Source organism: Maribellus luteus, from assembly GCF_003576475.1.
GTDB classification, from domain to species: domain Bacteria; phylum Bacteroidota; class Bacteroidia; order Bacteroidales; family Prolixibacteraceae; genus Draconibacterium; species Draconibacterium luteum.
Window position 1 is genome coordinate 203,192 of record NZ_QWGR01000001.1, and the last position, 22,987, is coordinate 226,178.

The 22,987-nt window shown below is 43.5% G+C and carries 14 protein-coding genes; 13 read left to right on the forward strand and 1 reads right to left on the reverse strand.

The features are described from left to right. The first annotated feature begins 46 nt into the window (after nucleotides 1–46). The 7 genes from D1614_RS00795 to D1614_RS00825 all read left to right on the forward strand — a co-directional run bounded on the left by D1614_RS00795 (nucleotide 47) and on the right by D1614_RS00825 (nucleotide 13,121). The gene (locus tag D1614_RS00795) at nucleotides 47–949 is read left to right on the forward strand and encodes a glycerophosphodiester phosphodiesterase family protein (protein WP_119435976.1); all 903 of its coding nucleotides are present in this window, start codon (nucleotides 47–49) and stop codon (nucleotides 947–949) included. 150 nt (nucleotides 950–1,099) lie between these two features. Then, a complete protein-coding gene (locus D1614_RS00800; protein ID WP_119435977.1) occupies nucleotides 1,100–2,590 on the forward strand; it encodes a hypothetical protein in 1,491 nt (496 codons plus the stop codon). A gap of 27 nt (nucleotides 2,591–2,617) precedes the next feature. Further along, nucleotides 2,618–5,905 (forward strand): SusC/RagA family TonB-linked outer membrane protein, encoded by a 3,288-nt coding sequence (locus D1614_RS00805; RefSeq protein ID WP_119435978.1) that lies wholly within the window; start codon nucleotides 2,618–2,620, stop codon nucleotides 5,903–5,905. An 11-nt stretch (nucleotides 5,906–5,916) separates the two neighbouring features. Further along, the gene (locus D1614_RS00810) at nucleotides 5,917–7,689 is read left to right on the forward strand and encodes a RagB/SusD family nutrient uptake outer membrane protein (RefSeq protein WP_119435979.1); all 1,773 of its coding nucleotides are present in this window, start codon (nucleotides 5,917–5,919) and stop codon (nucleotides 7,687–7,689) included. 189 nt (nucleotides 7,690–7,878) lie between these two features. Beyond that, on the forward strand, nucleotides 7,879–10,191 hold the full coding sequence (locus D1614_RS00815) for an alpha-L-rhamnosidase-related protein (RefSeq protein ID WP_119435980.1): 2,313 nt from the start codon (nucleotides 7,879–7,881) through the stop codon (nucleotides 10,189–10,191). A gap of 35 nt (nucleotides 10,192–10,226) precedes the next feature. Then, nucleotides 10,227–11,780 carry a calcineurin-like phosphoesterase C-terminal domain-containing protein gene (locus D1614_RS00820; protein WP_119435981.1) on the forward strand — a complete coding sequence of 518 codons (1,554 nt, stop codon included), beginning with the start codon at nucleotides 10,227–10,229 and terminating at the stop codon, nucleotides 11,778–11,780. 21 nt (nucleotides 11,781–11,801) lie between these two features. Beyond that, nucleotides 11,802–13,121 carry an Ig-like domain-containing protein gene (locus tag D1614_RS00825; protein ID WP_119435982.1) on the forward strand — a complete coding sequence of 440 codons (1,320 nt, stop codon included), beginning with the start codon at nucleotides 11,802–11,804 and terminating at the stop codon, nucleotides 13,119–13,121. Between the two features lie 221 nt (nucleotides 13,122–13,342). Here D1614_RS00825 and D1614_RS00830 read toward each other — a convergent pair whose 3' ends face one another. Then, nucleotides 13,343–14,107: a DeoR/GlpR family DNA-binding transcription regulator gene (locus D1614_RS00830; protein WP_119435983.1), complete on the reverse strand. Its 765-nt coding sequence runs from the start codon at nucleotides 14,105–14,107 to the stop codon at nucleotides 13,343–13,345. 353 nt (nucleotides 14,108–14,460) lie between these two features. On the opposite strand from D1614_RS00830, the gene D1614_RS00835 reads away from it, so the two are divergent. From D1614_RS00835 to D1614_RS00860, 6 genes are all read left to right on the forward strand, one after another. Next, complete coding sequence (locus tag D1614_RS00835; RefSeq protein ID WP_206609882.1) at nucleotides 14,461–15,696, forward strand: MFS transporter; 1,236 nt, start codon at nucleotides 14,461–14,463, stop codon at nucleotides 15,694–15,696. A 19-nt stretch (nucleotides 15,697–15,715) separates the two neighbouring features. Next, the gene (locus D1614_RS00840; RefSeq protein ID WP_119435985.1) at nucleotides 15,716–17,032 is read left to right on the forward strand and encodes a sn-glycerol-1-phosphate dehydrogenase; all 1,317 of its coding nucleotides are present in this window, start codon (nucleotides 15,716–15,718) and stop codon (nucleotides 17,030–17,032) included. Nucleotides 17,033–17,037: 5 nt separating this feature from the next. Further along, entirely contained in the window at nucleotides 17,038–17,910 is an 873-nt protein-coding gene (locus D1614_RS00845; protein ID WP_119435986.1) for an HAD-IIA family hydrolase, read from the forward strand. Nucleotides 17,911–17,946: 36 nt separating this feature from the next. Next, nucleotides 17,947–19,284 (forward strand): MFS transporter, encoded by a 1,338-nt coding sequence (locus D1614_RS00850; protein WP_119435987.1) that lies wholly within the window; start codon nucleotides 17,947–17,949, stop codon nucleotides 19,282–19,284. Between the two features lie 35 nt (nucleotides 19,285–19,319). Continuing rightward, on the forward strand, nucleotides 19,320–19,997 hold the full coding sequence (locus D1614_RS00855) for a GDSL-type esterase/lipase family protein (protein ID WP_119435988.1): 678 nt from the start codon (nucleotides 19,320–19,322) through the stop codon (nucleotides 19,995–19,997). Nucleotides 19,998–20,575: 578 nt separating this feature from the next. Further along, nucleotides 20,576–22,630 (forward strand): DUF2264 domain-containing protein, encoded by a 2,055-nt coding sequence (locus D1614_RS00860; protein WP_119435989.1) that lies wholly within the window; start codon nucleotides 20,576–20,578, stop codon nucleotides 22,628–22,630. Nucleotides 22,631–22,987 lie beyond the last annotated feature (357 nt).

Genomic DNA, 22,987 nt, shown 5'->3' on the forward strand with positions numbered 1-22,987 from the left:
TGAATCGAAACTAATATTGCAACTTGAAACCAAAAAGTAATCAGAAATGAAAATAGTAGACAGTAAAGCTTTTCTTTCAAAGATGTTTGTTGTGAGCATTTTGTTGCTGGCGGGATGTTCAGCTACAGAGCGTCCGGTTAAGCACAATTATCTTGAGTTCAAATCGGCAAAAGAGATCCAGGAGTTTTTCCGCTACAAAGAAGGCAGTTCAATTATTGTGAGCGGGCATCGCGGAGGACGTGAAAAACATTTCCCTGAAAACAGTATTGAGGGCTTTCAGAATGTATTGGAGCACATGCCTGCATTTTTTGAAATTGATCCCCGACTGACAAAAGACAGCGTTATTGTTTTGATGCATGACGTTACGCTGGACCGCACGACAAATGCAACAGGCCGGCTGGCAGACTACACCTGGGAGGAATTGCAGGATGTTCGTTTAAAAGATAGTGAAGGCAATGTTACTGATTGCCGCATCCCGACCCTGGAGGAGGTGATTGTGTGGAGTAAGGGAAAAACGGTTGTTAACCTGGATAAAAAAGATGTGCCTTTGGAAATGATTGCGGAGTTGATCGAAAAACACCGTGCCGAAACTCATGTGATGCTAACGGTGCATAACGGCGAGCAGGCAAGGTTTTACTACGATCGTTTCCCCACGATTATGTTTTCTGCTTTTTCCCGAAATGAAAAAGAGTTTGAAGACATGATGGCTTCGGGTGTTCCTGCAAGTAATATGATTGCTTATGTGGGGCGTACAATTGATGAATCAAATAAAGAAATTGTAGAAAAGTTGCGTGCAAAAGGAATTCGTTGCATGGTTTCGTATTCTCCAACTCATGATAAACTGAAAACAGCCGAAGAGCGCAAGCAGGCGTATATGGAATCGTTAAAAGCTAACCCGGATATTGTGGAGTCAGACTTTCCGACCGAAGTGTTTGGGTTGCTTAAGTAAGCGATTATTGGATTGTATACCGGTAGATAAAAAAATATAGACTTCCCAGGCGAATAAGTATTAGAGATTAATGTCGACTAAGTAGGGATGTTGTTCGGGAAACAGCATCCAGGTATTCTATTGACTAATAAAAATTAAATCTGAACTTTTATGAAGAGAGCATTTGTGTTAATTCTATTAGTTACAGCACTGCTGTATTATGCCTGCGATAATTTTGATGATCCGGCAATTCCGGAGATTAATAATTGCAGCTTGTCTTTGACAAATGCGGAAGGAATTCCGTTGTCGAATGTGTGGGTAAAGGTTTATTATTCTGATAAAAAGCCTGGTTTTGTAGTTGATTCGACATTTACGTCGGTTCTTGGCAAAGCAAGTCTTCAGAGCCTGGAGCCAAGAGATTATATTCTGAAAGCGTTTAGAGAAAATGGAGAAGAGCTGGGGGCAACAGAAATTGTTGTAACCAGTGATAACACCTCGAATAATATCGAATGGGAACTCGATGTTTTTGTCGACAATTACACTTTCACGGTAATATTGGTTGATAATAAAGATAAACCGATTGTTGGGCGTAAAGTGGAATTGTTAACGATGGACGGAGGTGATCCGGTTTCTTTAAAAGAGGGGCTTTCCAATGCAGAGGGTAAAGTAGCGTTTGCCAAAACGGTTGCCGGAACCTATAATGTATATGTTTACGACGATAATAATACGTCGGTTTTTGCTCAGATTGTTTCAACTGTCGGAGCAGGCGAAAACAATTCGGAAACCTTCCTTATTCAGAAGATCTATCACAATTCTGACATTGTTATTACAGGTTTTGTTCATGACCCGAGAGGATCGGATAGCCCCATAACAGGTGCGGTTTCCGGAGATGGCCTTGTTCATCCCGGGCAGTATGAATATGTGCAGCTTATGGCTTTGAAAGACATCAATTTTGCGGAGAACAATTACAGTGTGGTATTTACCAATACTACATCGCCAACTGAATACGGATGGGCTGATGGCTTGTACGATGAAGCAAGCAAAAAAGTGTATCAGATTAACCTGACAACAGGTTCGGTGAGTAAAGGGCAATATTTCTATGTCGGAGGTAGTGCGCGTGCTATCTGTAGCTATTATCAGTTAACGGTTAGTCCTCAGTTAGATCCGGGTGTTTTTTGGGGAGTTGATTATGCTGCACAGGCCGGCGGAAATGGTAACGGAGCTGCGAAGAACGGAAGTGGACTTTTAGGTAATGGAAGCGGAAAATCACAATCTTCGGTTAAGAAAAGTGCTCCGGATGGAATAGCTGTTTTCAAAGGAATAAACGTGGATGAAAATACAGTTCCAACTGATGCGATTTTCTTCGGGACGTCTGTTACATATCAGGCTTATCAAATGCCCGACAATGATGTTTATAGCCGGACAAACTCGGACACCGGTGAGCAGCAGACTTTATTTGGCGAGGGCACGAATACTTACTTGTTCCCGGTTGGAGCTCAGGATGTAGGTACTTTTATTAAACTCGGAGGAAAGGTTACAGCATCTGAATGGCTTACCCCAAGAAGTGGAACCGTTTTCTTATTCAACATGAAAGATTACCCGGGGGCATCTACTGCCGATATTGAGAATTCAGCAGACTGTACAGTCTTCGTAGATAAGTAGTATCAATAAATTCTATTTTTTAACATCATGAAATTAGTGAGTAAAATAAATAATATAATAGTTGGTTCAGCTATCTTCATCTTGCTGGTAGGGAGTTTTACGCTCCGTGCTGAAGAGAATGGATATTCTTATCCGTCGACGGCTGTAGCTCAGCAAAACCTAACAGTGTCAGGTGTTGTTGCGGATGATAAGGGAGAACCACTTGTGGGGGCATCTATTCAGATTGTAGGAACCAGCATTGGTGCGGTTACCGATTTGGAGGGAAAATATAGTATCCAGGTTCCTGATAAAAATTCAAAGTTATCTTTTTCGTATATCGGATATAAAACAGTTACGATTGATGTAGCTGGTCGTTCCTTGCTTAATGTGACACTTGAGAATGCATTGTCTGATATTGACGAAGTTGTTGTAATTGGGTATGGTACAGCCAAGAAAAGGGATTTGATTGGTGCCGTTGATCAGATTACTTCAGAAGCTTTGGAAAATCGTTCAACACCGAGTATAACCCGCAGTTTGCAGGGACAGATTCCGAACCTTAATATCACAATGAGAGACGGAAAACCTAACAGGGAAACGAGTTACAACATTCGGGGGGAGACTTCGATCGGAGCTGGTGGAAGCGCCTTGATTCTGATTGATGGCGTTGAGGGAGACCCAAGTACATTAAACCCTCAGGATGTTGAAAGTGTATCGGTGTTAAAAGATGCATCCTCTGCCGCTGTTTATGGAGCACGGGGTACGTTTGGGGTTGTTCTTATAACCACCAAAAAAGCAAACAAGGGAGTACTAAAAGTAAATTACGATGGGAGTGCATCTTTCCTGACGAGAACGGTGGAACCTTCGTTTGTAACAAACGGATATGAATGGACGACTTCGTTTTTAAATGCATATTACGGCTATAACGATTACTCTGCTGCTGATCCAACTTCCATTAATAACGTTTTTCCTTTTACCCGTTCGTGGTACGAAGAATTGAAAAGAAGGAATGATAATCCGGAGCTTCCCCGTGTAAGAGTAAACAGTGACGGGCAATATGAGTATTTTGGAAATACTGACTGGAATCAACTCCTTTACAAAGACTGGACCCGGGGGACCGATCATAAACTGAGTATTAATGGTGGAAGCGATGTGGCAAGTTATTACGTGTCGGGAAGATATTTTGCGCAGGATGGTATTTATCGATATAACTCCGACGATATGAAAAGGTACAATTTTAGGGCGAAAGGACAGATCAAGGTAAGCCCGAAATTGACCATAGACAATAACTTCTCGATGGACTATAACGAGTATCATTACCCGCTGATGTCTTATGCCGATGAGTTGGTGCAGCGAAATCTTGAACACCAGGGATATCCTATGGCGTTAATGTTTAATCCGGATGGAACCTATACATACTCGTCTATTTATAACGGGGTTGGTGATTTTCATAATAAAACTTCTTTTCAGGATGATAATACATTGAATGTGCGAAATACAGTGGGTGCTACTTATGTGCCGGTGAAAGATGTGTTAACGTTCAAAGGAGATTTCACCTATAGCTATAAAGATTATCAACGTACCCGGGTTAACCGGTATGCACCGTACAGTGAAGGCCCTGAGCTTTTTGCAGAAAAGGGACAGTCGCTGAGAAGGATGTGGAACCAGGAAACAAATTATTTTGCTTCGAACCTGACAGGTAATTATACCCCGAATCTGGGCGAAAATCATTCGCTGAATATTTTGGTGGGAGGAAACGTCGAGTCCTCGAAAAGAAGAAACCTGTATAACAGGCGTGATGGATATTTGTATCCCGATAAACCCAATTTTATTTTAATGGACGGGATAAATTATGTGATGGAAGAAAGAAGTGTTGACTGGGCTTTCATCGGTTTATTCTTCAGGGCCAATTATGCTTATAAAGGAAAATATTTGTTTGAGGTTAGCAGCCGTTATGACGGTTCTTCCAAATTTCCTTCCAATGAGCAGTGGGGTATTTTCCCGTCGGCTTCTTTTGGCTGGCGTATTTCTGACGAAGGTTTTATGGAAGGGACCAAAAACTGGCTTGACAACCTGAAATTAAGAGCTTCGGCCGGTACATTAGGAAACGGTAACGTAAACCCGTATTCTTATCTCGAATTAATGGATGTGGGAAAAACATCGTTGTTGTTAAATGGGGGCTTCCAGACTTTTACTGAATTGCCAACACTTATCCCGGACAACCTGACATGGGAAAAAGCAACAACTTACGACATTGGTCTTGATGCCGATCTCTTTAAGGGAAAATTAAACGTAGGTTTCGATTGGTATCGAAGGAATACTACGGATATGTATGTTACCGGTCCTGACCTCCCGCAGGTGTTGGGGGCAAGTGCTCCGAAAGGAAACTACGCCGACCTGAAAACACTGGGATGGGAATTGACGGTAGGTTGGAAAGACCGGTTTGCTTTGGCCGGAAGTGATTTTTCGTACAACGTGAAGTTTATGCTTTGGGATAGTCAGAGCTGGATTACTAAATACCTGGGGAATGAAAACATGCTGCTCAGTTCTTATTATGAAGGTCAGAAGCTGGGCGATATTTGGGGATATACTGTTGAGGGTTTGTTTACAAGTCAAGAAGAGATTGCAGCCCATGCCGATCAGTCAAAAATTCCGGTGTCAAAAGGTAAAATGCTTCTTCCCGGCGATTTGAAATTCAAAAACCTGGATGATGATGATATTATTTACAGGGGAGCCAATACTTTGAATGATCATGGTGATTTAAGTATTATTGGGAATGATCAGGCACGTTACCAGTTTGGGTTTAATATGGGAGCCAATTATCGTGGGTTTGGAGTGAGCGCATTCTTCCAGGGAGTTGGTAAAAAAGACTGGTATCCTGACATTGAATCCGGATATTTCTGGGGACAATACAATCGTCAGTACGGGTATTATCCAACTGACCAGGTTGGAAATATGTGGATTGAAGGTGTAAATGAAGATCCCAATGCCTATTGGCCAAGGTTGAGAGCCTATATGTCGAATTCAACCAGTAAGCCAATGGGGGTTAAGAATACCAGATATTTGCAGGACGCGGCATACGTGCGCTTAAAGGCTGTCACTTTTGATTATACTTTGCCGGCCGATTTAGTCTCTAAAATGAAACTTACAGCTGTGAAATTTTATGTGACAGGTGAAAATCTATGGACCTGGACAGGTTTGACAAAACATACCACCAATTTTGACCCGGAAGTAATTGAGTCCGGTGACCCGGATCAGGCAAATAATACAAATACTGAAAATGGTTATAGCTATCCAATGCTGAAGAGTGTCACTGTTGGAGTTAATATCACATTCTAAATAAAAGACTTATGAAAAAAGTATTATATATATTGGTTGCCATAAGCACTGTTTTTACTGCTTGTGAGGATATGTTGGAAAAGGAGCCAATACATCAGTTAAATGCTTCTACATTTTTTAGTTCTGAAAATGATCTGAAAATATACTCTTATTCATTTTACGAAGACAACCTGCCTTCGGCCAATGATATTGCCAGGGGAGACGGAACTTCGGATTATGCCGCAATTAATAGCCCTTCCACCTTTCTTACCGGCGACTGGAGTTCGATAGATCAGTCGGGATGGGGAGTTGGTAACTGGAGTGCCTTACGAAACATTAACTATTTTCTGGAAAATGTGTCTGAAGCTCCTGTTTCTGAGGATGTGCTGAACCATTATATTGGCCTGGCTAGGTATTGGCGGGCTGTTTTTTACCTCGACAAGGTTCAGACTTTTGGTGCAGTTCCTTGGTACGAGAATGCATTGGATCCCGATGATCCTGAATTAAATAAGGCACGGGATAGTCGTGAGTTTGTAATGGGGAAAGTATTGGAAGACATTACTTTCGCTGCCACGCATATGAAGGAAACCAAAGATACTTACAGTAGTTTGGTTAACAGGTTTACTGCGTTGGCGATGAAATCGAGAATATGTTTGTATGAAGGTACTTACAGAAAGTATCATGCCGGGCTTGGATTATCGGATGCAAATACCTGGTTGCGGGAAGCTGCCAGTGCTGCGAAAGAATTGATTGATTCGGACCAGTATGGCTTGTACAATACCGGGAACCCCGAAAGTGATTACCGTGACTTATTTGTTGCAGAAGATTTGGCCGGAATGCCGAAGATTGCCAGGGAAGTGATCCTTGCCAGAGTGATGAATACCGATTCAAGGGTATGGCACGATCTTACATGGAACTTCAACTCGCCTACAAATGGTAGCCGGTGGTCGCTGATCAAGCAGTTTGTGGATACCTATCTTATGCGCGATGGCAGCAGGTTTACCGACAAGGCAAATTATAGTGAAATAGAATTCTACGATGAAATGAAAAACCGTGATTACCGCCTTAGTCAATCCATTCGTACCGAAGGATATTACAGGGCAGATGGTACGGTTGCTCCTCCCGATTTTGCCGTAACACTAACGGGGTATCATATTAAAAAGTGGAGTCTTGATGATTCGTGGCACGATGGCCAGGGACAGTGTACAAACAGCATTCCTGTTATCAGGTACGCCGAGGTGTTGTTGAATTATGCAGAAGCCAAAGCAGAGCTTGGTGAATTTGGTTCAGGAGAATGGAACCAAACGATAAAGCTTTTGAGAGATCGTGCAGGAGTGGCAAGTGCAGAACCCAAAGAGGCCGATAGCTATTTGCAAAGTATGTTTTTCCCCGGTATTTCAGATAAATACTTGTTGGAGATCAGAAGGGAGAGAGGAATTGAACTGTGCTTTGAAGGCTTGCGTTATCAGGATTTAATGAGATGGAAAAAAGGAGATTTGCTTACATCGGCGAATATGCCCTGGAAGGGGATATACATCCCGGCAAAAGACGTTAATTATGATTTGAATGGCGATGGCAAGCCTGATGTTTGTATTGTTGATGCCAAGCCTTCTCCTACGGTAAGTGGGGTGAAATATGTCATCCTCGGAACAAATATTAAATTGTCAGAAGGAGATAAAGGGCATCTGATTTGGGCATGGGGAGTTGCCCGTAATTGGTCGGATAGGCAATACTTAAGGCCGGTTCCGCAAACCGCGATTACATTGAATCCGAATCTTTTGCCTCAAAATGAGGGATGGGAGTAGTCTTGAAAAAGTTAGAGTGCGCTATATGTTTTAGACGCTTTCAGGGAAGTCAGGTAATTGAGCTTGACTTTGATAGGTAGTATTTAGTTTTTGAGAAGAAGGGGAATTTCTCCTTCTTCTCACTTGCATTTAATGATATCAGATAATAACCAGTGTGAAACACTGAATTCAGAATAAACCTAACACGATATGATTAAACCGATAAAAGATTACATGGTGCTTATGGGCTGTTTCTTACTGCTGATTAATAATAGTAGTTTGGCCCGAAATGTTCAGGGATCGGACGGATCCCGCTTTTTTCAAAAAGCTGTTCCGGTTTGGATAGATAGCCGAAATGTGAAAAACAATAAAGGGGCATATGTTTTAACCTCTTCGGGAAGACACAATTCAAAGCAGCAGGAAGAAAACCTAACAGTCAGCTTCAGGGCTAAGTTTGAAATAGAAGATTTCTTTGATGTGAAATTGAAGCTGGCAGCCTCTTCGCGTTACCGGGTATTTATCAATGGTGAGTTTTTGGGGCATGGTCCCTGCGTTGCTGGTCACGGTTATTATCGGGTTGATGAATACAATTTGAAGGACAAACTGCATTTGGGGGATAACACTGTTGCGATTGAGGTTGTTGGCTACAATGTCGACAGCTATTTTCAGATCAATCAACCCGCCTTTTTGCAGGCTGAGTTAACCAATAACAATCGGGTTATTGCTTATACCAGCACGGAAAACAGGGCGGAATTGTTTGAAGCTGCCATTTTGCAGCAGCGTAAGCAGGATGTGCCTCGTTATAGCTTTCAGCGTGCCCACGCAGAGTCTTACCGGTTGGCTCCTGATTTTCGGGCATGGACAAAAAGCGGGGATGATACCGATTTTCGGGCTTTGAAGCTGGAAAAGACAGCTGCCAAAAAATTGATTGAACGACGTGTTAAATATCCTGATTATTCGATTCGGAAATCTCAGCATCAGGTCAATGACAGTATTTATAAGTTTGAATGCAACTCAACCGGTTTTATCGGAGCTCAGGTTGTGGCGAATACGCCTGTAATATTACGTTTCTTTTGGGATGAGATTTTGAATGGCGACGGAGATATTCACCCTTACCGCTTGGGATGTCAAAACGAAATTAGTTACGAGCTGGAACCGGGGATCTATCATCTTGAATCTTTCGAACCCTACACGTTGCAATACTTGAAAGTGAGAATTGAATCGGGTGATGGAGTGGTGAGCGAACCTTATATTCGGCAATATGTGAACGGGGATGTTGCTCAGGCAGGTTTTGCTTGCAGTGATACTTCGATGAACCGGATTTTTGATGCCGCTCTGGAAACTTACAAGCAGAATGCCCTGGATATTTTTATGGATTGTCCGCATCGGGAACGGGCCGGATGGTTGTGCGATAGCTATTTTACCGCTCGCGTAGCCTTTAATTTCTCCGGGAATACATTGATTGAAACGAATTTTCTGGAAAATTTTCTGTTGCCTGAAAGCTTTGAGTTTTTGCCCAAAGGTATGCTGCCAATGTGTTACCCGGCAGATCATTCCAATGCAAACTACATTCCCAACTGGGCGATGTGGTATATTTTGCAGCTGGAGGAATATGTGAAGCGAAGTGGCGATCACCAGATGATCGTTGAATCTCGTCAGCGTGTGGCCGATCTGCTTGATTTTTTTGTTCCGTATGAGAATGAATTCGGCTTGTTGGAAAGTTTGGAGAAGTGGGTTTTTGTTGAATGGTCAAAAGCCAACAAGTTTGTGCAGGATGTGAATTATCCGACCAATATGTTGTATGCCTCCATGCTCGAAACGGCTGGCCGCTTGTATGATTGGCCTCAGCTTGTAACAAAAGCAAGTCGAATTAGAAAGGTTATCCGGGAACAAGCTTTTGATGGGCAGTTCTTTATTGATAATGCTGTTCGGGTTGATGGCGTGCTTGTTCCTCAGCCGGAAAACCGAACAGAAACGTGTCAGTATTATGCATTCTTTTTCGAAACCGCAAAACCTGAAAGCTATCCGGAATTGTGGAAGACCTTGGTTGGTGATTTTGGGCCTGAGCGGGAGGCTAAGAAGCTCTATGAAGAAATTTATCCTTCGAATGCCTTTATCGGAAATTACTTAAGACTTGAATTGCTCTCTCGTTATGGTGAGGCGGATCAAATGGTGCGTGAGTCGGTGAAGTACTTCGAGCCGATGGCTCAGCTCACAGGAACGCTGTGGGAGAATGTTCATACCCGGGCAAGTTTGAATCATGGTTTTGCTTCACATATTGCACATGCTTATTACCGGGATGTATTGGGTGTAAAAGATGTGGACTTGGTAAATAAGCGAATTTGTGTTGAGTTGAATGAAGTTGACCTTGCCTGGTGTGAGGGAAGTATGCCCCTGGCGAAGGGTGCCTTTCATCTTCGTTGGAAGAAAAAGGGAAATCGCTTGATTTATCATTATGAAGCTCCGGCAGATTACGATGTGTATGTGAAAAATAATACGGATTTGCGATTGATGGAAGAATAGAATGGTCTTGGTATAAAGAATTTAAAATACGAGAAATGAATAACGATAGAAAAGTAGGAGATCTGGTCCGGATGTTTTTGGGCTTATGGGTGTTGGCATTTGTATTTTGGAGTTGTGGCGAGAGCGCTACAGGTATTCCTGAAGACCCGGAGCCTCCCGAAACTGAAATTACCCCCGCTGCGGGAATGGACTTGTATGGGCTAATAACGGATGATGCCGGAAATCCGGTTTCGAATGTGGTTGTAAGTGATGGTTACTCGTGTACCTTAACCGATTCTGACGGAATATATCAGATGAAAAAAAATGCCGCCGCGCAATTTGTATATTATTCAACACCGGAAGAATTTGCTGTAAATACTTCGGGAGAGTCAGGAAATATGGCATCATTTTATTCTGAGATAGGTACAGGTAAGAGGTTTGATTTTGAATTGAAAAGGCTTGTCAGTGCTGAATCGGGTTTTGCTTTAATTTGTGTCGGGGATCCGCAGGTAACCAATATGGATGAGTTCAACCGGTTTAAAACGGAAACCATGGAGGATATAAAGATGCAGGTAGGAGCAGAATCGTCTCCTTGTTACGGATTGTTAATGGGCGACGTGGTAGGAGATAAACCTGCTTTTTTCAATCAGATGAAAATATTGGCTGGTTCAAGCCCGATGCCCGTGTTTACAACAATTGGAAATCACGATAAAGTGGCAGGGGTGGATAAAAATTTACCGCGGACTGCTGAGGCCTTTTCCAAAGTTTTCGGGCCATTGAATTATTCGTTCAACAGGGGCGAAGTTCATTTTGTTTGCCTGGATAATATCATTTTTGAAAATGCCTCAGATTATTCAGGAGGATTTACCGATCAACAAATGGAGTGGCTGAAAAAAGATCTGAGCTATGTTCCTAAAAGTAAAATGGTAATTGTTTATTATCACATTCCGATCAGGGGGGCAAGCAGCATTAAAAACAGGGCAAAGCTTTTTGAGGCTGTTAAAGGTTTTGCAGAGGTGCATCTGATGTGTGGGCATACTCATTACAGTGAGAATTATATTCATACTTCGTCCGATAATATTTACGAACATGTGCATGCCGCTGCTTGCGGTTCGTGGTGGCGGTCAACTATTAACGGGGATGGAACACCCAATGGTTATGCAGTTTACCGGGTTAATGGAAACACTATTTCTGATTGGTTTTATAAACCAACGAGGATGACTGCTGATTTTCAGATACGTTTACACAAGGGAGATGTTGCTTTTGGCGGGCAATACGGATATTATAGCTTTAACCAAAGCGAAAATGCAATTGTCGCGAATGTGTGGAATGCTGATAGTAACTGGAAAGTAGAAGCGTACGAAGACGGGGTTAAGGTGGCTGACCTGGAGCCTTTGTCTAAGTCATTGAAAGATGCGTGGTCGCTTGGATACCATATTGGGGTCTTGAACCGAAATCCCGATAATTACAGCCCGGCCTGCAAGCACTTGTATCTTTATCAGCCTCAAAATTCAAATGCATCCATTGAAATACGGGCTACTGATGGATTTGGGAATGTTTATAAGCAGGATCAAATTGTGTCGGGCTTCGAAACAGCCCAGACTTATTAATTTTTAAAATATTCCGGGGTTATGGTAAAAAATAGCATTGGTTTTGTTTGGTGTGTTTTGCAGTGTTGGCTGCTGGTTTCTTGCAGTAAAGGGGAGGATCCTGGTGTCGATTCTTTAAGTTTTGCAAAGGAAACGTGGGCTGTAAGCGAAGGAGAGACTTTGCAGCTTGAGTTGTCAGAGCCCATTCCGGCTGATGTCGACTTGACCTGGAGATCCATGGATGAGTCGGTGCTCGCAGTTGATCAAAAGGGCCTTGTTTCCGCCCGAAAAGCAGGAAGTGCCGAAGTCGCTGTTCAGCTGGCAGGCAGCACCATATCAGCCACGGCCAAAATACACGTGCTGATCAAAGGGTTGAGGAGGTTGGAAGCTCAGCTGTCGAATGAATTAATCTACAGTAAGGGAATATATCTTGTCCGTAATACCGTGATTCAGTGTTTTGATGTTGCATCAGACGGAACCATCTTTTATGACCAACTCGGTGGTGGGTTGCCGCACGTGATTTTTGTAGTAAGAGGCGCGGCTAATCAACCTTATCTCGATTACATGCAATTGAAATATTTTGGACATGGAACCAATATGGCTATTGAGGAGAAAGGAAATGAGGTGTATCTCTGGATAAATAGTAATGCGACAAAAGGTAGTGATGGTTCCTATGGAAGCAATCAAACATTTTCCAGATTGAAATATGTTCCGGGAGGGATAGCTGAGAAATTTAGCGGGGAAAATTTCTACTTGCCCGGGAAAACAAATGTTCATCCGGCCATTGATATCGAAAACGATATACTTGCAGTTACTACGTCAGGAGGGGGAGATCCTTTTCGGTATTTTTATTTTTATAAGTTAAGCGAAGCCAGAGCTCTGTCAGAGGAGCAGGTTACTTTATCTCCGATCACATACGGCGGAGAAGAAGCCGGCGGCCCTCTTGAGCAAACCGAAAACAGAACCGTGAGTGTTAAAAATCTTGGAAAGCTTGCGCCGGTAAAATCGTTTAAAGTTGCGCAAACTGTTGATCCCGCCAGGATTGGTTATTATGCTTTTCAGGGTTTCGATGTTGCTGGGGGGTATTTGTATTTTTATGAAGGAGAAGGAAATGAAAATTCTGTTTCCATCGGAGCGTCAAATGCATACGTCTCGGTATTCAATATGGATGGGGCCATTGTTAAAGAAAAAACAAAAGTTCAGGCCATTGCGAATCTGGATGATTTGGACAATTATGGGATTACCAATACCGGTTACATGGAGGCTGAAGGTATCAAAATAAAGAATGGAGCTATTTACCTGGGATTTGCTTCAAAATCAACAGATGAAAAGCGAAGAGCAAATATTCTCGTTTACAGGTAAGAGTTGCTTGAGCTGTTAAAATGTTTTGGTCTGTTGAGTCCGGCAAACTCTTTAATGCATGTGGATGTTCAATAAGAAATTCCCGGCTTGGCATTCAATTGTTTTGCCGGAAAAACATCAGTAGATCAACTTCTTCAGTAAAAAAGAAATTTAGCAATTGCTCAGCATTGGTGGGAGACTTCTTCTTCCGGAATGAGAGCAATGCCTATTTTTCCCAAATTTTATACAATAATCAACTCTATCCCCATTTCTTCAATGGCGGTTGCCGTGTGCTGTGCAATTCCTGAATCGGTGATTATAACATCGATTTGGTCGAGGTTGCAGATTTTGCCAAATCCTCTTCTTCCAAATTTAGACGAGTCGGAAATAATGATGGTTCTTAGGGCAGATTTCATCATCTTCTTATTCAGAATGGCTTCTTCGATATTTGAGTTGGTGATCCCGTTATCAAAATCAATACCGTCAACACCCAGGAATAATTTTGAGCAGGTCATGTCGTCAAAGGGTTTGATGGCAAAGTCGCCCACCACCGAGAATGAGTTTTTCCTGACAATTCCACCAAGTTGTATTACTTCAATGTTTTGCTTGCCGCTAAGTAACAACGATGTTTTGAGCGAAGCACTAACCACGGTCAGGTTTCCCTGTGGGTTGAGCTCCTGTGCAAAAGTGTGGGCTGTTGATCCGGAAGCGATAATGATGGAGTCATTTTCTTCAATCAATTGACAGGCAGCCAATGCAATCCGCTGTTTCTCTGAAATTTTCATTTTCTCCTTCTCCTGCAGGTTGATGTCGGCAGTGTGCGGATTCACCGGGCTGGCACTTCCGTGTGTGCGGTACAGAAGCTTCTTTTCTTCCAGGTACTTCAGGTCCTTTCGTATGGTAACAGGTGTTACGTCAAGTTCGCGCGAAATGTCAGAAACTTTGATAAACCCGTTTTTATTGAGCATGTCCAGGATGTACTTGTGTCTTTCAGCGATACTTAGCATGGCATTTTTTATTAGTATTTGTGCAAATATAGGCTTTTCGGAGATGCTTTGTGCATTTGGTATGATGTGTTTTGTTTCATATCATAATTTTTCATGATTGTTTTGTAGCTATTGGAGAAAAAAGAATAAAAACAATTGTTATTATTTTCTTTTTGTGTATGTTTGTTTCGCATTGAGCGAATAAAGGAAAGAAAAGGAAAAAATATTGAAAAAATAGTTTCGTTTTTTGATTATATGCGAGAGGGAATACAAAAGACAGCCAGAGGAGAAGTATCGGTCGTAGAAAAGTAGTTATGTTTGATTCTCTCACAAAATAGTGTCATAATAAAAGAAAATCCAACCAGAACTAAACGATGAAAAACAGATCAAGCGCTTTTTTTAGTCATGCCGGCTTACCCAAACATCTTACATGGGGATACCTTGGAGTATTGATTTTCATGATGGGAGATGGGATTGAACAAGGCTGGCTAAGTCCTTATTTAATTGAACGGGGACTGAGCCTGGAAGCTTCAGCCGCGTTATTTACCGTCTACGGAATTACCATTGCCATTTCGTCCTGGTTTTCGGGCGTGCTGGCTGAAACATATGGAGCCCGGAAGACAATGCTTTACGGGCTGTTGCTTTATTTGTTGGGAACCGTCGGATTTGTTGGGCTCGGCATTCCGGAACTAAATTATCCGGTGATGCTGGTAACTTATGCGGTTCGTGGTTTTGGCTATCCTTTGTTTGCCTATGCCTTTTTGGTGTGGATCACTTACAGTACACCAAAAGAACAACTGGGACGCGCCGTTGGATGGTTCTGGTTTGTGTTTACCGGTGGTCTTAATGTGCTGGGGGCTTATTACTCGAGTTGGGCCATTATTCAATTTGGTCACATCTCTACCTTGTGGACAAGTGTGTTCTGGGCTTTGATTGGGGCACTGTTTGCTTTGGTGCTGAATAAGTACACAAAACTGGAAAGAAAAGGCGCAGAATCGAAAATGAAAGACCTGATGAAGGGAATCACCATTATGCGTGACGAACCCAAAGTTTTGCTGGGTGGGATTGTTCGGGTGATCAATACCACTGCACAATTTGCGTTCCCGGTCTTTTTGCCTTTGTACATGGCCGAACATGGATTTAACACAACAGAATGGTTGCAGATATGGGGAACCATTTTTACGGGTAATATTATTTTCAACCTGATCTTCGGATTTGTTGGCGACCGCGTTGGCTGGCGCAATACCGTAATTTGGTTCGGAGGTGTTGGTTGTGCTGTAAGTACGCTGTTGTTTTATTACTCGCCGGTGTTTGGCAACAGTAATTTCTGGATTGTGATGGCGGCCGGAACCTTGTGGGGAGCCTTGCTGGCAGGCTATGTGCCTTTGTCGGCTTTGGTGCCGTCGCTGGTGAAAGAAGATAAAGGAGCAGCAATGGCTGTTTTAAACTTGGGGGCCGGGCTTCCTGTGTTTGTAGGCCCGTTGCTGGTGGGTGTTTTCTACCGGTTAATCGGAAGTGAAGGGGTGATTTGGTTGCTCGCAGCACTTTATCTGCTGAGTGCTTTTCTCACTCGTTTTATTACCCTTCCGAACAATGCAAAAACAATGTAATACAAATTAGATATTTCAGATGAAATTGAATGTAAAAGAAGCACTGGATTCGGCTCGGGATACGCGGGCCTTGCTGATAGACCGGGATATTTTAGAACAGGTTTCCGGTTTGTTTAAGGCCAATTTTGAAGGACGAAAAGCCGTTGTGGTGTGTGATGAGACTACCTGGAAGGTAGCAGGAGAAAAGGTATACGAGTGTATGAAGAAAGAGGGGATGACCGAAATAGAGCCCTTCATTTATGATGAGCCTAAGCCGTATGCTGAATTTGGAAATGTAGAAAAGCTGGAAGCGTCATTAAAAAAACATAACGCCATTCCGGTGGTGGTTGGGGCCGGAACCTTGAACGACCTGACAAAACTGGCGGCAGCCCGCGCCGACAGGCCTTACATGTGTGTGGCAACTGCAGCTTCAATGGATGGATACACCGCTTTTGGTGCTTCCATTACATTCCGGGGAGCCAAACAAACTTTTTCTTGTCCGGCACCTCAGGCTGTTTTGGCTGATGTTGAAATCATCAGGCAGGCCCCTTCGTTAATGACTGCTTCAGGATATGCCGATCTCTTTGCGAAAGTAACGGCTGGTGCCGACTGGATCATTTCAGATGCGTTGGAGGTGGAGCCAATTGATCCGCGGGCGTGGTCAATTGTGCAGGATGGATTGAAAGAGGCGCTGGCCGATCCGGAAGGTGCTAAAAATGGGGAGTTGACAGCCATTACTCCTTTGGTTGAAGGATTGATTTTAGGAGGTTTTGCCATGCAGTGGTCGCAAACCAGTCGCCCGGCTTCAGGGGCCGAGCACCAGTTCAGCCATTTGTGGAACATGGAGCACCATACGCACGAAGGAGAGACGCCATCGCACGGTTTTCAGGTAGGAATTGCCACTTTGGCTGTTACCCGTTTGTACGAAAAAATGCTTCAAACCCCCTTGGATTTGCTGGATGTGGAAGCTTGTTGCGAGCAATGGGATGAATGGCCCGTGTGGGAACAAAAAATAAAAGAGAAATTTCAGGATACTGATTTTCTGGAAACAGCCTTAACTCAAACTCAGAATAAATACATTGGTAAGGATGCGTTGAGGGAGCAACTGATGACGCTAAAAACAACATGGCCGGAATTGAAGGAGCGTTTGACCGAACAATTGGTTCCTTCAGAAGAAGTCGAAAAAAGATTGCTGGCTGTTGGAGCTCCGGTTGAGTCTGAGCAAATCGGTATTTCCCGCGAGCGCCTGAAAGAATCGTTTTACCGGGCTTCATACATCCGTTCCCGTTTCACGGTTTTGGATATTGCCTTAAGAACGGGGAACCTGGACCGGTGGTTGAACGAAATATTTGAATAGAAACTATGGTAGACGAGAATGTGTTTTTATCATCCTTCCCGGATGAGCAGGCTTTGTACAACCATTTGCAAAAGATCAGGCATGTGGCACTGGATATGGATGGAACCATTTACAGGGGAAATACCATATTCCCTTTTACCGGGCAATTTCTGTCAGATCTGAAAGCAATGGGAATCGGCTATTCATTTTTAACCAATAACCCCTCGAAAAGTACTGCCGACTACCTGGAGCATTTGCGACGAATGGGAATAGTAGCTACGAAAAGCGAGTTATATACCACAGCCCAGGCAACAATTGATTATTTGCAGAACAATCATCCGGAAGTAAAACGTTTGTTCATACTGGGAACTCCAAGTATGATCCATGAATTTGAGTTGGCGGGATTCGTATCTGTTCCCGACGATCCGAAAGAGGAGCCGGATGCAGTTGTAGTCGGTTTCGATTTAACCTTGACATACGATCGCTTGTCGCGTGCTGCCTGGTGGGTCTCACAAGAAAAACTGTATGTGGCAACCAACCCTGATTATGTTTGTCCGACAGACGAACCGGTTGTATTGGTTGACTGCGGGTCTATTTGTGCGGCGATTGAAAAGGCGGTAGGTCGTGAGCCCGATAGAGTGTTGGGTAAACCCCAACCCGAAATGCTCAATGGCATTCTGGAACTTCACAACCTGAAAAGCGAGGAAGTAGCCATGGTTGGCGACCGGATTTATACCGATATTCTGATGGCGCATCGGGCCAATAGTTTAGGAGTGCTTGTATTGTCGGGTGAAGCCACAATGGAAGATGCTGAAAAAGCAGCGCCAAAACCCAATCTGGTGACGCCTACGATTGAAACATTTGGCAAATTATTAAAGCTTTCGCGAACAAATCAATAGAAGTGACAGAACCAAATAGAACTACAAATTAAAACGATGACGAATATATTGAGTTTTCTCAGGCCGGCTCCGGAAAAAGAGCAGACCATTACTGATAAAAGTGAGTTGAATGCCAAATACAAGTATTGGCGCACGCGGGTGTTGTACACCACTATGATTGGCTATGTGATGTTTTATTTTGTTCGGAAAAACATCTCGATTGCAATGCCTGCCATTGAAGCGGATCTGGGAATTTCAAAGGCAGATCTGGGGCTTTTCCTGACTCTGCATGGAGTGGTGTACGGGATTTCAAAATTTGTGAATGGCTTTTTTGGAGACCAAACCAACCCGCGGTATTTTATGGCACTGGGCCTGTTCTTTTCTGCTTGCATGAGTTTGCTTTTTGGCTTAAGTAGCGGTGTATTGGCCTTTGGTATTTTCTGGTTGCTGAATGGCTGGTTTCAGGGGATGGGTTTTCCTCCTTGTGCCAACACTTTAACCAACTGGTTCGCCCCTTCCGAGCGGGGGGTTAAATTCGCCATCTGGAATACTTCGCACTCTGTTGGGGCTGCGTTGGTTTTAGTGCTAAACAGCTTTTTGGTGGTATACGACTGGCGTTACTGTTTCATCGTACCGGCTGCTTTGGCGTTTGTGGGGGTACTGTTTCTTCTGAATCGTCATCGCGACAGACCTGAGTCACTGGGGCTTCCATCTGTTGAAGTGTATAAAAACGAAGAAGCAGAAGTGAAGTCGGAGGAAGGCGAGAAAAAGAAAGGCGATTTCAAGCGCTTTATACGGAAACATGTTTTTGGCAACCCGGCCATTTGGTTTCTTTGTTTTGCTAACTTCTTTTTGTACACCATTCGCTATGCCATTCTGGATTGGGGACCAACTTTTCTGACCGAAATGAAGGATGTGGAGCTACAGAAAGCCGGCTGGCTGGTGGCTGGTTACGAAGGATTCGGGATTTTGGGAATGCTTTCGAGTGGGTGGATGATGGACAAAGTTTTTAAAGGCCGCGGTGGTCGTGCTGCCCTTATTTATATGCTGATTTGTTCAATAGCCGTTTTCTTCTTCTGGAAATTGCCCAACGAAAGTCCGTTCTTTTACGGCATCCTGCTTTGCATTGTGGGCTTCTTTATTTACGGGCCGCAGGCACTGGTCGGAATTATTGCTGCCAACCTGGCAACAAAGAAAGCCGCGGCTACTGCCATCGGGCTTACCGGCCTGTTTGCTTACTTAAGTACCGTATTGTCAGGCTGGGGATTGGGTTACCTGGTAACCCACTATGGTTGGTCTCTGGGCTTCCTTATTCTGGTCGTTTCCGGTATTGCGGCTACCATTTTCTTTGCTTTTACCTGGAATTCCGGATACATAGAAGAAAAAACAGCTTGATAAGTACAATGATTGTCAACTAAAAACGAAGAACAATGAAGAAAAGATTTATTCGCTTACTGATCATAATTATAGCCTTTTCAGGAGTGAAAGCGTCGTTGGCGCAGGAGCAAAAGTATTCCGTTTATTGGGAGCGCCGGGCCAGCTTGTTTGAAAACCTGCCAACCAGTAAAAAAGATATTATTTTTCTGGGAAACAGTATCACTGACGGGGCCGAATGGGCCGAGCTTTTTGACAATCCCCGGGTAAAAAACAGGGGAATAAGCGGAGATATTACACAGGGGGTATTAGATCGTTTGGATCCCATTGTTGACGGAAAGCCTGCCAAGCTTTTTCTGTTGATCGGAATTAACGATGTTTCGCGCGGTATTTCGGCCGATTCCATTGTGGGTAGCATTCGTTTAATCATTGAACGATTTCAGCAGGAAAGTCCTAAAACGCGCATTTACCTGCAAAGTGTACTGCCCGTTAACGATGCGTTTGATAACTACAAAAAACATGTTTCGCGGTGGGAGATGGTGCCCGGAATAAATGAAAAACTGAAGGCGCTTGCCTTGGATAAGAATATTACTTACATCGACCTTTTCAGTCATTTTACGGATGAGTCGGGGGCAAAACTAAATCCCGGCTATACAAACGACGGACTGCATTTGATGGGCGAAGGGTATTTAAAATGGAAAGAATTAGTTGAGCCACATGTAAATAATAAGTAATTAGTTTTTAACAGTTTGTTTGTAACGGGTTATTTGCACTGGTTGCAGATAGCCCGTTTTGTTTTATGTTACTTCTCCTGTTAGAGAGCTTCCCGCTCTCTTAGCCGGCAACACGTAGTTTTTTCGAGCGAAGCGGACGCAGCCTTGGGCTCGGAAATGCCTTCCTCGTGTTTACTCTTTGTGCCAAAACAAAGAGTAAAATCCGGCTGATAAGCCAAAGATTGTAATGACGGAGTACTTTGCCGATTGGTGCAGCCTGTTTTTACAAGTCGGTTTAGTACGAAATTTTATTGAATATTATTGTAAGGGAGAAGTATTGCTTGGCTGATTTTAACTTTTTTGCTGAAAATCATTCCGTTTCCTCTTTTGGGTATTTGATAAAGAGAAAAATTCTTCTCTCTTTTCAGCAAAAACACTTATGGTATTCACGCAAACATTGTATTCTCACATGCAAACTAAGTATTAGCGAGGGACAAAAACTTGGTCTATTTTTGAACGTGTTAAAACGATTGAAAAGATAGGTCCTGTATTATTTTCAGGACGTCAATAATCCGTTAGGAACCTGTAATAGTAAGAGTATGCAAAACGCATTTAAAGTAAAAGACCCCGATTTTGAATTGAGCCCGCTTACGGGAATGACCAAACAGCACTATATTGATTTGGCCAAATACATGCTGGAGCGGGCTTTTACGCATATCGACAGTATTGAAACGCCGCTGAATTTTCCAATTATTCCGGGTAAAACATATCCGCAACCCAATGCGCCCGACTGGCGCTACCGTTCGGCAGAGTTTGAGGCGCTGGAAAGAACCTTTACCCTGGCGGGGCCGCTTATTCATGTCGATCCGGAAACGACCATCAACGGAATCAACCTGAGAGATTATTATTGCTTGCAGTTGTTCCGGGCTTTCACTCCCGGAAATATAAATTCCTTGCCGTTTCCGGAAGATCTGCCCGATTCAAATTACCAGTTTACCTGCGAATTTGGAGGGCTGTTTAAAACATTGCTCCTGATGCCCGACACCGTCTGGAATCATTTTACGGAAGAGCAAAAAGCCGAAATGATTCCGACCATTTCGAAATGGGCCCACCACCGGACTACGCAAAACAACTGGCGTATTTTTAACATTGTTACTTTGTCGTTTCTGAAGAAATATGGCTATGAAATCGACGACGATTTGCTGAAAAGTCATTTGATGTGGGTGGCATCGTATCATTCCGGAGATGGTTGGTACCTCGAACAAACCTATAATTACTACTCCATAAGTTTGTTTATTGTGTACACTACTATCTGGAACCGGACTTTTGGCGACGAATATTACCCTGAGATTGCCGGGATTATTGAGAATTCAGCCAAAAAACTGATGGAATCGATTACGAGCTTTTTCGGCCGTGATGGTTACATCAATATGTGGTCGCGAAGCATTTGTTACCGGACCTGGGTTTCCGGAGCTTTCCCGGTGGCTTTTATGCTGAAGGAAGAAACAACGCTCGATGCGGGTTGGGCACGTCGTTTATGTTCGGGATCATTGTTGCAGTTTGTAACGCGCGAAGAGTTTTTCTGCAACGATGTTCCAAGCCTCGGTTTTTACGGGCAGAAAGAATACATGGTTCAAAACTATAGTTGCGCCGGCAGCCCGTTTTTAATGTTCCTGCCGTTTATTTGCCTGGCTTTGCCCGACGATTCGCCATTCTGGACAGCCAAAGAAAACGAGGGCATGTGGGAAACATTGGGAGATGCTTCGCACAAAGTAGTGTTGGAAAGTCCGGGGTTGGTATTGGTAAATCACGGGAAAACCGGCGCTTCCGAGATTATTCCGGGCAAGGTTTATTACGACGATCCCAACTATTCAAAACTGGTTTACAACACGCATTTTCCCTGGGAAGATCACGACCCGCAAGGCGGAACATCGATGGAATACAGTTACCGAAGCCAGGACCCGAGGGACGTTCGCGGCGACGATGTGAATTTCTATTTAACGGGGCTAACGGTGGCAAACGATTCGGAAAAGAACCGGGCTTTCACGATTTCGCAAAGCATGTTTTTTAATGGGGTGGAAGAAGGCGTTTTATACCGGCAGGCCATTATGCGCAAACCACCCAATAACGGGGTTGGTTACATCATCGATCTTGCTGAAATAACGCTTCCAGGGGGGCTTATCCGCGTAGACCGCTCGCGCCTGGCTTTTGAGTACGAGCTTACTTTGGGGCATTTTGGCCTTCCGCATTTAAACGGAAAACAAGCAGAAGTGAAACAGTTTGAAATGAACGGACGCAAGATTATAACCGCGAAGATTGAAGGACGGCAGGTTGCTTTGATTTGCTATTCTGGCTGGGATAGTTTGCATTCGCTGGTACATGCCAACCGAAATGCCGAGGCAGACGAAAGCACCGTGATTTACGTCCGTAAAAAGCGAATGGAGAAAAATCCGCCCATGGAGCTGATGGTTGTGGCCATGCTTCATAAAACAACCGATAGCGAATGGACAGAGGAGGAATTGTCGCCCATAAAAGAACTGAACGTTATGGATATCACCCCCGGGCTGGCACCGCTGGGAGCTTCCATTACCCTAAATAATGGCGAAAAATACCTGGTCGATTTTAAAAACATTGATGGTAAACGTTCGTGTTAGTTTGTGGAATCGCAGATTGATTCTTGCTTGGCGGACGGTTTGAAATGGTTTTATTGTTATGACGTTTTACCTGGAGTGAAGGATTTGGTTCGTGCATTTTCAAGAATCAAATCCTTCACTATCAAACGTCTTTTAATGCTTCTCATTGGCAGTCTCACAGAAATTTTATCACCCCTGTCACCATGATTATTGTCCCCAAAAAAACATAAATATTCAAAGACGAAGAAATCACTGATTAAAAAGAAATCTGTATTTTCGTGAAGGTCGAACCCGCGAGAAATAGAATGATTCCTTTGATTCTGTTAATGTATGGCTTAAGTAGGCCGGGATGGAAGTTGTACAAACGTAGTAACAAGG

Bases quoted from the DNA above. Each gene is read 5' to 3' on its own strand.
- D1614_RS00795 (WP_119435976.1), top strand. From the start codon at position 47: ATGAAAATAGTAGACAGTAAAGCTTTTCTTTCAAAGATGTTTGTTGTG.
- D1614_RS00800 (WP_119435977.1), top strand. From the start codon at position 1,100: ATGAAGAGAGCATTTGTGTTAATTCTATTAGTTACAGCACTGCTGTAT.
- D1614_RS00805 (WP_119435978.1), top strand. From the start codon at position 2,618: ATGAAATTAGTGAGTAAAATAAATAATATAATAGTTGGTTCAGCTATC.
- D1614_RS00810 (WP_119435979.1), top strand. From the start codon at position 5,917: ATGAAAAAAGTATTATATATATTGGTTGCCATAAGCACTGTTTTTACT.
- D1614_RS00815 (WP_119435980.1), top strand. From the start codon at position 7,879: ATGATTAAACCGATAAAAGATTACATGGTGCTTATGGGCTGTTTCTTA.
- D1614_RS00820 (WP_119435981.1), top strand. From the start codon at position 10,227: ATGAATAACGATAGAAAAGTAGGAGATCTGGTCCGGATGTTTTTGGGC.
- D1614_RS00825 (WP_119435982.1), top strand. From the start codon at position 11,802: ATGGTAAAAAATAGCATTGGTTTTGTTTGGTGTGTTTTGCAGTGTTGG.
- D1614_RS00830 (WP_119435983.1), bottom strand. From the start codon at position 14,107: ATGCTAAGTATCGCTGAAAGACACAAGTACATCCTGGACATGCTCAAT.
- D1614_RS00835 (WP_206609882.1), top strand. From the start codon at position 14,461: ATGAAAAACAGATCAAGCGCTTTTTTTAGTCATGCCGGCTTACCCAAA.
- D1614_RS00840 (WP_119435985.1), top strand. From the start codon at position 15,716: ATGAAATTGAATGTAAAAGAAGCACTGGATTCGGCTCGGGATACGCGG.
- D1614_RS00845 (WP_119435986.1), top strand. From the start codon at position 17,038: ATGGTAGACGAGAATGTGTTTTTATCATCCTTCCCGGATGAGCAGGCT.
- D1614_RS00850 (WP_119435987.1), top strand. From the start codon at position 17,947: ATGACGAATATATTGAGTTTTCTCAGGCCGGCTCCGGAAAAAGAGCAG.
- D1614_RS00855 (WP_119435988.1), top strand. From the start codon at position 19,320: ATGAAGAAAAGATTTATTCGCTTACTGATCATAATTATAGCCTTTTCA.
- D1614_RS00860 (WP_119435989.1), top strand. From the start codon at position 20,576: ATGCAAAACGCATTTAAAGTAAAAGACCCCGATTTTGAATTGAGCCCG.